Origin of the sequence: Streptomyces sp. NPDC007025 (assembly GCF_042869455.1) — a bacterium.
GTDB lineage: Bacteria > Actinomycetota > Actinomycetes > Streptomycetales > Streptomycetaceae > Streptomyces.
The window spans coordinates 55,584-67,390 of sequence record NZ_JBIAFT010000016.1; the positions used below are offsets into that span (position 1 = coordinate 55,584).

The 11,807-nt window shown below is 74.3% G+C and carries 10 protein-coding genes and 1 riboswitch; of the genes, 3 read left to right on the top strand and 7 right to left on the bottom strand.

The features are described 5' to 3' along the window. Positions 1-7: 7 nt before the first annotated feature. Entirely contained in the window at positions 8-1,231 is a 1,224-nt protein-coding gene (locus ACFYMO_RS27390) for a hypothetical protein (protein ID WP_366773715.1), read from the bottom strand. A gap of 460 nt (positions 1,232-1,691) precedes the next feature. Here ACFYMO_RS27390 and sepH point away from each other — a divergent pair, with 460 nt between their 5' ends. Then, on the top strand, positions 1,692-2,798 hold the full coding sequence (sepH, locus tag ACFYMO_RS27395) for a septation protein SepH (RefSeq protein ID WP_388549681.1): 1,107 nt from the start codon (positions 1,692-1,694) through the stop codon (positions 2,796-2,798). A 101-nt stretch (positions 2,799-2,899) separates the two neighbouring features. Here sepH and ACFYMO_RS27400 read toward each other — a convergent pair whose 3' ends face one another. Next, complete coding sequence (locus ACFYMO_RS27400; RefSeq protein ID WP_366773713.1) at positions 2,900-3,769, bottom strand: sulfurtransferase; 870 nt, start codon at positions 3,767-3,769, stop codon at positions 2,900-2,902. Between the two features lie 225 nt (positions 3,770-3,994). On the opposite strand from ACFYMO_RS27400, the gene ACFYMO_RS27405 reads away from it, so the two are divergent. Beyond that, on the top strand, positions 3,995-4,789 hold the full coding sequence (locus ACFYMO_RS27405; protein WP_366773712.1) for a VOC family protein: 795 nt from the start codon (positions 3,995-3,997) through the stop codon (positions 4,787-4,789). Here ACFYMO_RS27405 and ACFYMO_RS27410 read toward each other — a convergent pair. The 4 genes from ACFYMO_RS27410 to ACFYMO_RS27425 form a co-directional block, all read right to left on the bottom strand. Further along, positions 4,755-5,468 (bottom strand): thymidine kinase, encoded by a 714-nt coding sequence (locus ACFYMO_RS27410; RefSeq protein ID WP_276477482.1) that lies wholly within the window; start codon positions 5,466-5,468, stop codon positions 4,755-4,757. The genes ACFYMO_RS27405 and ACFYMO_RS27410 overlap by 35 nt on opposite strands. Before the next feature lie 83 nt (positions 5,469-5,551). Continuing rightward, positions 5,552-6,748, bottom strand: coding sequence for a nucleotide pyrophosphatase/phosphodiesterase family protein (locus ACFYMO_RS27415; protein WP_366773745.1), 1,197 nt, complete (start codon positions 6,746-6,748; stop codon positions 5,552-5,554). Between the two features lie 47 nt (positions 6,749-6,795). Then, on the bottom strand, positions 6,796-7,398 hold the full coding sequence (locus tag ACFYMO_RS27420; RefSeq protein ID WP_019359788.1) for a DUF5998 family protein: 603 nt from the start codon (positions 7,396-7,398) through the stop codon (positions 6,796-6,798). 71 nt (positions 7,399-7,469) lie between these two features. Continuing rightward, a complete protein-coding gene (locus ACFYMO_RS27425; RefSeq protein ID WP_388549686.1) occupies positions 7,470-10,214 on the bottom strand; it encodes a GNAT family N-acetyltransferase in 2,745 nt (914 codons plus the stop codon). A 169-nt stretch (positions 10,215-10,383) separates the two neighbouring features. On the opposite strand from ACFYMO_RS27425, the gene ACFYMO_RS27430 reads away from it, so the two are divergent. Further along, positions 10,384-10,665 (top strand): HPr family phosphocarrier protein, encoded by a 282-nt coding sequence (locus ACFYMO_RS27430; protein ID WP_366773710.1) that lies wholly within the window; start codon positions 10,384-10,386, stop codon positions 10,663-10,665. A gap of 127 nt (positions 10,666-10,792) precedes the next feature. Here the strand turns inward: ACFYMO_RS27430 and ACFYMO_RS27435 are convergent, their stop codons facing one another. Then, positions 10,793-11,614, bottom strand: coding sequence for a M23 family metallopeptidase (locus tag ACFYMO_RS27435; protein WP_366773709.1), 822 nt, complete (start codon positions 11,612-11,614; stop codon positions 10,793-10,795). Positions 11,615-11,628: 14 nt separating this feature from the next. Next, positions 11,629-11,784: riboswitch (cyclic di-AMP (ydaO/yuaA leader) on the bottom strand. Between the last annotated feature and the right edge of the window lie 23 nt (positions 11,785-11,807).

An 11,807-nucleotide genomic window follows, 5' to 3' on the forward strand; every position in this document is an offset into this window, starting at 1 on the left:
CGGGGTGCTAGCCCGGCTGCTGCCCCTGCGGCAGATCGGCGCCGCTGCCGGAGCCTCCGGTCTCTCCCTGGCCGCTTCCGGCACCGCCGTCCTGGCCGCTGTCCGAGCCGCTGTCACCGGTGCCGGTGTCGCCGCTTGCGGAGTCACCGCCGCCGTCGGTGCCGTCCGGCTGGGAGGGGGACGGGTCGGGGGCCGGCGTCGATCCGCCCCCGGTGTCACCGGAGTCGTCCCGCCCGCTCTCGCTGCCGTTCCGGTCGCCCGGATCGGACGACCGCCCCGAGCCGGACGGGTCGGTGGTCGGGCGCTGCCCGTCCTCCGTACCGTCCTGGTCCGGACTCGCCGGGGGCGTGTCCGGGGAGTCTTCGCCGGTGGACGAGTCGTGGCCCGGCCGGAACACGTCGCTGAGGGAGGTGCCCTTCCCGCCTGAGACGCTGTGCCCGGAGAGCGCCTCGTAGAGCGTGATGCCGCCGATCGCGAGCACGAACACCAGCACGGCGGGCAGCAGGGTGCGCCGCCAGCCGCGCCACTTGGTGCCGTGGGTGGTGGCCGCGGTGAACTCCCCGTCACCGGGGGCCTCCGCGGCGGGCGCCGCCCCGTCCCGCGCGGGCGCGGACCGGGCGGCGCCCGCGAGCACCCGAGTGGTCCCGGCGGGGCGCGGTGACCGCGCCGGGTCCTGGCTCCGCAGTACCCGGGTGGCGTCCGCGTCCCGGGCGGGGACGGCTCCGGCCGCGGAGCGCAGGGCCCTGGTCAGGTCGTCGCGCCGCAGCACCCGGGTCGCGTCCGCGGCGTCGGGCTCCGCGCCGGGTCCGGTGCCGCTCCCCGCCCCCTGCCCCCACGTGGTGGTGACGGGCCCGGTGCCGTGCAGCACGTCGGCGTTGTGGACGGCCTGGCCGGCGTGCCCGCCCTCGTCGTCCTTCCAGCCGGCGGCCGGGTCCCGCACCGGGACCTGCCGCGCCTTGGGCGGCACCGTGACTTCCTTGATCTGTTCGCCGGTCCTGCTGAAGAAGTGCTGGAAGACCGGGCCACCGCTGGTCGCGACCAGGCTCATCACACCGGCCCCCAGGAAGGTGCCGTACACCCCGAGTTGCCCGGCGGCGAACGCGGCCACCACCGCGGCGACCGCGCTGCCCAGCACCTGGGCGAGGCTCAGCTCCAGCCGTTTTCCACTCTTGCTCTCCTCCTGCTCGGGGGCTCCCCTGCTGGATATGGATTGCTTGTCGCTCTTGTCCATTTACCGCCCTTGATCGCACACTCCAAGCACTGTGCACGATTAGGGGACTTTCGAGCGAAGGGCAGGGTTCCATTTCGGGTGGTTCTGTGACGCTTCCCACCCCCGTATCCAGGCCAAATGGACTCTTGGGGCGTCAACTCCCTTACTCGGGAGCAACTTCGGTGGCGCGGCGGTCCACCCGGGTGGCCCTAATGGAGTAGTGTGACGAGCCCTGGTCTCGGTTCTGACCCGGCGCTGGCTGCACACGGTGACCACCTCGATCACCGTGCGTTGTGAGGAGGTAACCGTGCCGTAGCGGCGGTTCCGGGCAGTTCCACACGATTCGAACAACGATCTGGAAACAGCCTCGGACCCCGAGGAAGTCGGCAAGGTTGTGGCAGGCTGCACCCGGGCAGGCCACACTCGTCTAGCGGGAGCAGCGACGCACGTGACGTCGGCAGGCACCACCCGGGAGGTCCCCATGCCCGAACTGCGTGTCGTGGCCGTCAGCAACGACGGCACACGACTGGTGCTCAAAGCTGCCGACAGCACGGAATACACGCTTCCGATCGACGAGCGGCTGCGCGCCGCCGTCCGGAACGACCGGGCGCGGCTGGGCCAGATCGAGATCGAGGTGGAGAGCCACCTGCGGCCTCGGGACATCCAGGCGCGGATAAGAGCCGGTGCCTCCGCCGAGGAGGTCGCCTCCCTCGCGGGGATCCCGGTCGACCGGGTGCGCCGCTTCGAGGGCCCGGTGCTCGCCGAGCGCGCCTTCATGGCCGAGCGCGCCCGCAAGACCCCGGTGCGCCGCCCCGGCGAGAACGTCGGCCCGCAGCTCGGCGAGGCCGTCGCCGAGCGGCTGCTGCTGCGCGGCGCCGACAAGGACTCCGTGCACTGGGACTCCTGGCGGCGCGACGACGGCACCTGGGAGGTGCTGCTCGCCTACCGCGTCGCGGCCCAGCCGCACTCCGCGACCTGGACCTACGATCCGCCGCGCCGTCTGGTGCAGGCGGTGGACGACGAGGCCAGGGCGCTGATCGGCGAGACCGACGACACCCCGGAGCCCAGCTTCCCGTTCGTGCCCCGGATCGCCCGGCTGCCGCGCGAGCGCCCGGACCGCGGCGAGCGCTCCGGCCGGCCCGAGCTGGAGCCCGCCGCGCTGGCACCTGCGCCCGGCGACGAGGACGATCAGGCGCTGTCCGACGCCGAGGACGGCTCCGGCACCCCGGACTCGCTGACCAGCCTGCTGGAGGCGGTGCCCAGCTTCCGGGGCGACCTGGTCGTCCCGGAAGCGCAGCCGGGTGCGGTGGAGGACGAGGACGAGGCAGCCGCCGCCGTGGCCGAGAGCGCCGCGAGCGAGCGGGACCGCGAGGAGGAGCAGGAGGCCGTGGAGCCGACCGCCCCCGCCGCGAGCGCCGGTTCCGCCTACGCGGACGTGCTGATGCCGCGCTCGGTGACCGCGCACCGGGACCGGCTCAAGGGCAACACCGACCGGCAGGCCGAGGCCGACGGGGTCCGCCCGGGCCGCCGTGCCGCGGTACCGAGCTGGGACGAGATCGTCTTCGGCACCCGCCGCAAAAAGGAGTAGGCGACAGGCCGGGCCCCGGGTCCGGCCGACGCGCGCCCGGGGGCGGTCCGAGCGGACCGCCCCCGGTTCGTCCGCCGTGCCGGGTGACCGCGGGGGTGTGGTCAGCCGCGCTCCGGCCCGGTGGCCACCGGGCGGCCTCCTCCGGCCGTCCACTCGCTCCAGGAGCCCACGTACAGCGCCGCCTCGATCCCGGCGAGCTGGAGGGCCAGCACCTCCTGGGCCGCGGAGACCCCGGAGCCGCAGTAGACACCGACCTCCGTGCCCGGACCGGCGCCCAGCGCCGCGAAGCGTTCCGCGAGGGCGTCCGGGGAGCGGAAGGTGCCCGCGTCGGTGAGGTTCTCCGTGGTGGGGGCCGAGACCGCACCCGGGATGTGCCCCGCCACCGGGTCGAGGGGCTCGACCTCTCCGCGATAGCGCTCCGCGGCGCGGGCGTCCAGCAGCACCCCGCGCCGGGCCAGGGCCGCGGCCTCGTCCGCGTCCAGGGACGGCAGGCCGCCGGAGGCGGGCGTGAAGTCGCCGGGCACCGGTTCGGGGGGCGTGGTGCTGAGCGGCAGCGGCTCCCCGCTCCCGGGATCGCGGTGGCTCTGCCAGGCCGCCAGGCCCCCGTCCAGCACTCTGACGTCGGGGTGGCCCGCCCAGCGGAGCAGCCACCAGCAGCGGGCCGCGGCCCAGCCGCCGCCGGGACCGCCGCCGTCGTAGACGACCACGGGGCGGTCCGCCGTCACTCCCGCACGCCGCATCGCCGAGCCGAAGACGTCCGGTGCGGGCAGCGGATGCCGGCCGGTCCCGGCCCCCGCCGGAGCCGCGAGCTCGCTCTCCAGGTCGATGTAGACGGCACCGGGCAGATGGCCCGCACGGTAGGCGGGCAGACCGGGCGGGTCGCCGGGCTTGTAGCGCACGTCGAGCAGCACGGGCGCGGCGCCGGCTGCGAGGTCGCCGGCGAGCGCCGTTGCGGAGATGATGGCTGTCATGGCGCCATCCTCGCGCAGGGCCGCTCCCCCCGGGGTCCAGGGGTCGGTGACGGCACACGGATCGGGGATTCTCCACCGGAAGCGGCAACAGCGGCGCGGCCGGGGAGCGCGGCACGGCGGATGGTGACAGCATCTGCACTGGCGAGTAGTCACGACGCCGCGGCAACGACGCCGCGGCACTTCCACCCGCACGACCGCATCGATGATGGTCAAGGAGCGAAGCAGATGACCGAGGCAGCGACCCGGCTGCGGCACACGCCCGGCGCGCCTGCGTGGGCGAGCCTGATGGTGCACGGACTGGACGCCGGCCAGGCTTTCTACCAGGGCCTGTTCGGCTGGGAGTTCCGGGCCGGACCCCGGCAGCTCGGCCCGTACGTACGCGCGGTCGCGGCAGGGCACGAGGTCGCGGGGCTGGGCAAGAAGGCGGACGGCAGGCAGCTCCCGGTGGCCTGGCTGCCGTATCTGGCGACCGACGACGCGGACGACACGGCCTCCGCGGTCCGTTCGTACGGTGGCACGGTCGCGGTGGGCCCGTTGGACGCGGAGCAGGCGGGGCGGATGGCGATCGTCTCGGATCCGCACGGGGCCCCGTTCGGCCTGTGGCAGGACGTGCACGTGCCGGGCCTGGGCACCGCGCCGCGCGGGATGGCGGGGGCTCCGGTGTGGTTCGAGCTGGTCACCCGGGAGACGGGCCGGGTGGTCAAGTTCTACCAGGCGGTGTTCGGTTACGACGTGCAGAGCGTCGAGGCGCCGGGCGCTGACTATCTGACCCTGTGCGTGGCGGGCGTTCCGGTGGCGGGCATCCAGGGCGTGGGGGACGCGCTGCCGCGGGACCGGGGGCCGCACTGGCGTACGTACTTCGCCGTGGAGGACCCGGACGGGATGGCGGGACGCGCCGAGAAACTGGGCGGTGGTGTGGTGCGCGGCCCGGGCGACTCACCGTACGGGCGCGTGGCGACGCTGGCCGACCCGGAGGGCGCGCACTTCAGTGTGATCCGGCCCGCCGCAGCGGATCGCTGAGCCCACGTCCCGGCGGCACCTTCGCCCCGGCGGGTTCGTCCACGGGGAGGACGTCGGGCGAGAGCGCGCCCGCCCCTGCCGTGGCGGCCGTCAGCCGCCTGCGGTGGTGGCGCCTGCACAGGACTTCGTATCCGACTTCACCGCTGGGCTCCCCCACGTCCCCCACGACCACCTGAGCACCCTCGACGACCATGCGGCCGCCGACGGTACGCGCGTTGTGCGTGGCGCGGGCGCCGCACCAGCACAGCGCCTCCACCTGGAGGGTCTCCATCCGGTCGGCCAGTTCCATCAGCCGTTGGGAGCCGGGGAAGAGGCGGGTGCGGAAGTCGGTGGCGATACCGAACGCGTAGACGTCGATGCCCAGATCGTCGACGACGCGGGCGAGTTGCTCGACCTGCTCGGGCGAGAGGAACTGCGCCTCGTCCACGATCACGTAGTCGGTGCGGCCGCCCGAGGTCAGATGGCGGACCAGGTGCCGCTGGAAGTCGAGTTCCTCGGCCACCTCCACGGCCTCGGCGACCAGGCCGAGCCGGGAGGAGAGCCTGCCGGTGCCCGCGCGGTCGTCCCGGGTGAAGATCATGCCCTGCAGGCCGCGCGCCGAGCGGTTGTGCTCGATCTGGAGCGCGAGCGTGCTCTTTCCGCAGTCCATCGTTCCGGAGAAGAACACCAGCTCTGGCATGGGGGGGTCGGACCCTTTCTCGGTTCGGGTTCCTCTGGCGTGGGCACAGGGGGGCGCCGGGCGGGCGCACCGGACGCGGTGCGTCAGGTGCGGACCTCCAGCAGCGGGACGAGTTGCTCCGCGGACGTCGCCGAGCCGTGCATCCCGATCAGCTCGGACTCCTTGGGTTCGCGCCGGGTCGCCACCACGGCGACGTCGTCGCGCATCGCGGCGATCACGTCGCCGATCCTGCCGCGCACCCGCGGTTCGACCCCGGGGCCGAACCAGCCGAGGTCGACGGCCTCTTCGCGGGTGGCGACCCACGCCTGCTCGGCCAGCACCTCGCGCCAGACGGCGTGTACGTCGCCCGCCGCGCCCGGCACCGCGTACACGTGCCGCATCCGGCCCTCGCCGCCCAACTGCGTGACTCCGGCGCTCAGCTCCCAGTCCTCGTCGAAGTCGATCCGCGCCTCGGGCCCCTGCGGGATGTCGACCATGCCGTGGTCGGCGGTGATGTAGAGCGCCGAGCGCGGGGGCAGCTGCTCCGCGAGGCGCTGGGCGAGCCGGTCGACGTACATCAGCTGGCCCCGCCAGGCGTCCGAATCCATGCCGTGGCGGTGCCCGTTCCCGTCCAGCTCCGCGTAGTACGTGTAGACCAGGGTGCGGTCCGCGGCGGCGAGGCGCTCGGCGGCCAGATCCATCCGGTCCTCGGCGGACAGCCGCCCCAGGAAGGTACCGCCGGAGAGGGCGATCTTGGTGAGCGGCGTGTGCTCGAAGTGCGGCGCCGTCACCTGGCAGACCTCCACCCCGGCGGCCGCCGCCTGCTGGAAGACGGTCGGGTACGGCTGCCAGACGTGCGGCTCGGTCCAGGGCTGCCAGCGGAGCTGGTTCATCAGCGCGCCGGTGGCCGGGTCCAGCACGGTGTAACCGGGCAGCCCGTGCTCCCCGGGCACCCGCCCGGTCCCCACCGAGGCCAGCGAGGTGGCCGTGGTGGAGGGGAAACCGGAGGTGATCGGCTCACCGGTACCGGCGGTGGAGCCGGCGAGCAGCGAGGTGAGGAACGGCGCCTCGTCGGGGTGCGCCCCGAGTGCCTCCCAGCCCATCCCGTCCACCAGGAACACGCAGGCCCGGTCCGCGGGCGGGAGCCGCAGCCCGGCGGCCAGGCCGGGAACGCCGAGCCCGGCGGCCACCGACGGCAGCAGATCGGCCAGCGAGCCGGAGCCGTAGCGCGGGACGGGCGCCGTGCGCGGGTCGAGCGGGCCGTCCGGTACGGCGCCGCCGTGCCCGGCCCCGCCGGACACCGTGGGGGCGGCCGGGTACCGGAGCGGGTGCGGGATGTTCTCAGCGGTCACTGCGGGGGTCCGACCCGGGTCGTTCCGGCAGTGGCCTCGGACAGCGCCTGCGCGAAGGCGAGGGTCTGGCGGACGGTGTCGGGACCGTCGCCCGCCTCGCTGACCCGCAGCGAGAGGTCGTCGGCCGTCGCGGATCCGGTATAGCCGTGGTCGGCCTCGCAGTTGGGGTCGCCGCAGGTGGCCGGCTCCATGTCGAGCCGGGAGACGGCACCCCAGCCGATGGTGAGGACGACCTCGCGGGGCAGGGTGCCGGGTGTGTAGGACTCGGGGTTGGCCACCACCCGGGAGAGCACCACCGAGGAGATCCGCTCCAGCTTCACGGACTCGGTGGAGGTGGTGGCGTAGGGCGAGGGCGAGGTGCCGTCCGCCGCCTGCTCGTCGGTGTGGCTGACGAGGAAGCGGGTGCGGGTGAGCACCAGGACCGTGACGTGGCGGCGGACCTCGTTGGAGTCGAACGTCGTCTCCTGGTGCACAAGGTATGAGGCCACGGGCTCGCCACCCACCGCCGCCTCGACGGCCTCGGCTACGAGGGCCGGGTAGTAGCCGCTGCGTTCGATCGCCTCACGCAGCCCCTGCGTCGTCGTACCGGTCTTCGCCATGACAGCCATCCTAAGGGCCGTACGGCGGGCTCGGCCCGGGCCGCTCCCCCCGATGCGCTCCCGCCGCGCCGTCAGTACGCCGGGAGCCTGCGCGCTCCCAGGTCGGGACGCCTTCCCGGGTCGGCGACCCGGACGGAGGCGCTCAACACTGTCACACCGCGCGGCGCCACCACCACCGGGTCGAGCTCCACCGCGACGACCTGCGGATGATCGTCCATCAGCAGCGAGACCCGCAGCAGCACCTCCTCCAGCGCGGCGGTGTCGGAGGGCTCGGCCCCCCGCCAGCCGAACAGCAGCGGCGCGGAGCGGATGGCGCGGACCAGCCCGGCGGCCTCCTTGTCGGTGACGGGCACCAGCCGGTGCGCCGTGTCGCCCAGCAGCTCGGACGGCGGACCGGCCAGCCCGAAGGAGAGCACGGCGCCGATGGCCGGGTCCAGCGTCCCGCGGACCAGGGTGCCCACGCCGCGCGGCGCCATCGCCTGCACGACCGGGCGCAGCTCCTCGGGGGCGCCGAGCCCCTCGATGAGCTCCCGGAAGGCCCGGCGCAGCCCGTTCTCACCCGCGATGTCCAGCCGCACGCCGCCCAGGTCGGCGCGGTGCCGCAGATGCGGGGCCGTGGTCTTGAGCGCGACGGGGAAGCCGAGGGTGCGGGCCGCCTCGACGGCCGTGTCGGCGTCCGGGGCCGCGAGGGTGGGCTGCACCGGGATGCCGTAGCCGAGCAGCAGCCGGGCCGCCTCCTCGTCGGTCAGGGCCCGGCCGCGGCCCGGGGAGGCCGGCGTCGCCTCGGCCAGCAGCGCCGTCGCCGCGGACTCGTCCACGTCGAGGTCGGGCACCTTGCCGGGGCTGCCGGCCTCCGCGCGCCAGCGCGCGAAGCGCACCGCCTCGGCCAGGGCACCGGAGGCGCGCTCGGGGGTCGGATAGGAGGGCAGGCCGCGCTGGGCGAGCGCCTTCTGCAGGCCCTCCATCGCCAGGTGGACGACCGCGACGGGCTTGCGCGGGGTGCCCTCGGCCGCGGCCGCCTCGACTGCTTCCCGCAGCGCGTCGGCGAGGGCCTCGACATGGCCGCCGGGCGGGGTCCGGGGCTCGACCCCTCCCGCGCTGTCCGGCAGCTCGGTCGGCACCGTGGGGACCACGGTGACCAGCACGGCATCCGCTGCCGGGTCGGCGAGTGCCGTGCGCAGTGCCCGGCCGAACGCGCCGGGCCCCGCCGAACCGGGCAGCGCCACGACCGGACGGGGCTGCAGCCCGTCGGTGAGGCAGGCGTCGTAGGCCAGCAGGCTCAGCGCGTCGGTGTTGCCGAGGATGCCGACCCGCGGGCCCGCCGGGGGCGGCTGCTCGATCAGGAGTACCCCGGTGTCCAGCAGCTCGGTGAACGTGTCGACCATCAGGACGCCCGCCTGGCGCAGCAGGGTGCGGACCGTGGCGTCCGGGGTGCGCGCCGCGGGCGCCGCGTGGCCGGGCGGGGGCGTGCTGCCGCGCTGCCGCGAGCCCTTGACGACGACGACCGGTTTGCGGGCCGCGGTGCGCCGGGCGAGCCTGGTGAATTTGCGCGGGTTGCCGATGGACTCCAGGTACATCAGGACGACGTCGGTGGCCTCGTCCTCGTCCCAGTGCTGCAGGAGGTCGTTCCCGGAGACGTCGGCGCGGTTGCCCGCCGAGACGAAGGAGGAGGGTCCGATGCCGCGCCGGTCCAGACCGTCGAGCAGCGCGATGCCGATGGCCCCGGACTGGGTGAAGACGCCGATGCCGCCGCGCTCGGGCATCCGCAGCGCCGGGGTGGCGTTCAGCCGCACGTCCTCACCGGTGTTGATCAGTCCGAGGGCGCCGGGACCGATCAGCCGCATGCCGTAGGAGCGGGCGAGCCGGACCAGCTCGCGCTGCTCGTCCCGGCCGACCCCCTCGGAGAGGACGACCAGCCCCTGCACGTCCGCCTCACCGCACTCGGTGACCGCCCGGTGGAGCTGGTCCGCGGGGACGGCCAGCACGGCCAGGTCGACGTGCTCGGGGATGTCCCGCACCGAGCGGTGCGCAGGCACCCCGGTCGGCAGTGCGGTCTCCTGCGGTTCCAGCGCGTGGTTGACGGCGTGCAGCCGCCCGGCGAAGCCGCCGGTGCGCAGGCTGTCGAGCACCGCGCGCCCGGCGCCGCCGGGACTGCGGCTGACCCCGACGACCGCGACGGAGCCGGGGGCCAGGAGGCGTGCGACGGAGCGGGCCTCGGCGCGCTGCTCGCGGGCCCGCATGACGGCCAGCGAGCGCTCGGTGGGTTCCAGATCGAGGGTGAGGCGGACCGCACCGTCCTCGAAGCTGCGCTTCTGGAAGTAGCCGGCGTCCGTGAACACCTTGATCATCTTGGTGTTGGCCGGCAGCACCTCGGCGGCGAAACGGCGGATGCCGCGCTCCCGTGCCACGGCGCCGATGTGTTCGAGGAGGGCCGAGGCCACTCCCCTGCCCTGCTGGTCGTCCCGGACCAGGAAGGCGACCTCGGCCTCGTCGGCGGGCTCGCTCGCGGGGCGGCCGAGATGGTCGATGCGGTCGTAGCGCACCGTCGCGATGAACTCGCCGCCGATGGTCGCCGCGAGGCCGACGCGGTCGACGTAGTCGTGGTGGGTGAAGCGGCGCACGTCGCGGTCGGACAGCCGCGGGTAGGGCGCGAAGAAGCGGTAGTACTTGGACTCGTCCGACACCTGCTCGTAGAAGCTGACCAGCCGCTCCGCGTCGTCCGGGGCGATCGGCCGCACCCGGGCCGTACCGCCGTCGCGCAGCACGATGTCCGCTTCCCAGTGGGCCGGGTAGGCGCGCTCCTCGGGACTCGGCATGAGGCCAGCGTACGGCGGAGGGAGGGCGCGTGCTCAGGGGTGTGCGGAGACGTCGTATCGTCGGCGGCCGGAGCACCGTCTCCGGGACCGCCGTCGCCGGTTCACGGCGGACTCGGGCGACCGTGCAAGACTGGTCTAGACAACCTCGTACGACTCGAAGGGCAACACCATGGTTGAGCGCCGCGTCACCGTCGGCTGGGCCGAGGGGCTGCACGCCCGCCCCGCCTCCATCTTCGTCCGCGCAGCGTCGGCGACCGGAGTGCCGATCACCGTCCGGAAGGCCGAGGGCACTCCCGTCAACGCGGCCTCGATGCTCGGCGTGCTCGGCCTCGGCGCCGAGGGCGGCGAGGAGATCGTCCTGGCCTCCGAGGCGGACGGGGCGGAGGCCGCTCTGGACAGGCTGGCCAAGCTGGTCACGGACGGGCTGGAGGAGCTCCCGGAGACGATCTGAACGGCTGCCTGCGCCAGGCACACCTCCCGCGGCCGCCGGAGCCGGCGGCACCGCGGCCCGGATGTGGCAGGCCCCCGGTCACCTGACCGGGGGCCTGCCACATGCGGTGCTCGTGGGGACTCGCGCGTCAGAGCTTCACACCGTGCTTGCGCAGGTAGGCGACCGGGTCGATGTCCGAACCGTAGTCGGGGCCGGTGCGGGCCTCGAAGTGCAGGTGGGGGCCGGAGGAGTTGCCGGTCGAGCCGGAGAGCCCGATCTGCTGACCCGAGGTGACCTGCTGGCCGACCGAGACGCCGATCGAGTTGAGGTGGCCGTACTGGGTGTACGTGCCGTCCTTGTGCTTGATCACGATGTTGTTGCCGTAGGCACCGCCGTTCCCGGCCTCCACGACCTCACCGGCGGCCACCGAGTGGACCGGAGTGTTCATCCCCGCGTGGAAGTCGATCCCGGTGTGGCTGCCGGAAGACCACATGCCGCCGCCCTGCTGGTATCCGGTCGAGACGTAGGAGCCCTCGACGGGCAGCACATAGGCGTTGAGCTTCGCGCGTTCGGCCTCCCGCGCGGCCTTGCGCTTGGCCTCGCGTTCCTTCTCCGCCTTCTCGGCAGCCGCCTTGCGCCGGGCCTCGTCGGCCTTCCGCTTGGCCTCCGCCTTCGCCTCGGCAGCCGCCTCCTTGGCCGCGGACTCGGCCTTGGCCTGCTCGGCCCGGAGGGCCTGCGCGGACGCCTGCTCGTCCAGCGTGTCCGAGATCGGGCCGCCGACGGCCTCGGTCACCTCGGCGTTCTGCTGGAGCGGCACGTTGCTCTGGCCGCCGCTCGCGGCGAAGGCGGGGGAGGCGATGGACCCGACGACGCCCACGGTGGCGAGGCCGGCTATGCCGGCCGCCCCGCCCGCGGTCCTGCGGGCCTTGCTCGGACGCCTGTGCTTGCCGGTGGCACGGGTGAACGCCATAGGGAGGCGTACTCCTTTCCTTCCTTCTCGCCTACCGGGTTAGCTGACGGGTTCGGAGCAGGAAGGTCTCCTACGGACCGCCTCTGGCGAGGCCGTCCGATTCACCCCAATGGGACGTGGGTCCCCGGTCCCCCTCGGCCGCTGCCTCGGGGATTCGGCGATCGCGGTCCGTCGGCCGCGGGTGCGGTCACTT